The organism is Streptomyces hilarionis, assembly GCF_024539675.1.
GTDB lineage: Bacteria > Actinomycetota > Actinomycetes > Streptomycetales > Streptomycetaceae > Streptomyces > Streptomyces hilarionis.
Map to the genome: position 1 here is coordinate 1 of NZ_JAHHIT010000362.1, position 910 is coordinate 910.

General features: G+C 52.3%; 2 protein-coding genes. Both read left to right on the forward strand.

The window, feature by feature from the left end; translation table 11 throughout:
- On the forward strand, positions 1-500 hold a 500-nt coding region (locus tag KMS84_RS43570), incomplete at its 5' end, for a hypothetical protein (protein ID WP_256921226.1).
- Between the two features lie 132 nt (positions 501-632).
- Positions 633-910, forward strand: a 278-nt coding sequence (locus tag KMS84_RS43575) for a Chromate resistance protein ChrB (RefSeq protein ID WP_498066964.1), incomplete at its 3' end; no start/stop codon positions are given.

Sequence of the window (910 nt, forward strand, 5' to 3'; positions counted from 1 at the left end):
CTGGCCCGGCTCAAAACACTCCCATGAACCAGCCGCTTTTCGATTTTGATCTCAAACGCGTTTCCCGCACGCACTACATCACTGGCAAAGCTGCGATCAATTTTCCAGATCCAGGTAGTACAACGGGAGGATGGCATTTCCTGTCTTACTTCGACCGAAAATCCGGCGTGGCCAAGGTGTCCTTGGCAGGTATTCATTATCCAGATACGACCGATTTCTTTGGAGACGCTGGACTCATCGACGTAACCGACGAGCTTGCGATGAGAGGCTGGTCAGAAGACGGCAAAAGGCTGTTCATGGCGGATCACTACCGTGCCGCAGCAGACATGATTATTAAGTGGGCGGTAGGTGACGCCAAACGCTGCAACGTCGAAATCGCTGATTGGTTCCCTTCAACATGCGAAAGGCAGGGATTGTTGGTGATGTTGGATTTAGGGAAACCGGTGCTTTTACGTAGAGGAAGGTTGCAAAAAATGGAAGCTTGGCTTCGCTCGCAATGACCACCGCAAGTCTGCGTGTCTGTTCCTTCTTCCGAATGCCCTCTGAACAACTGCTTTTGTTGAGCACCGCTTCCCAAGCCTTGCAGCAAGGAGTAGCGTAGCGATTACTACATATCGAGTAGATATTCCTACATGAAAAATTGGCTCGCATTGATCCTTGGCTTACCCACCGCCAACGCCACCGAGCGCATGCGAGCCTGGCGTGCCTTGAAAGCTTCAGGTGCCGCTGTACTCCGTGACGGTGTTTACCTGCTCCCTGATACCAGCGCTTGCCGCGAAGCTCTGACTTCTGTCGAACGAGACATATTGGCCATCAATGGCACCGCCTACCTCCTGCCTGTAGTTGATCCCAACGGTGAGCGCTTTATCGAGTTTTTCGACCGCAAGGATGACTACACCAAACTTGGTGG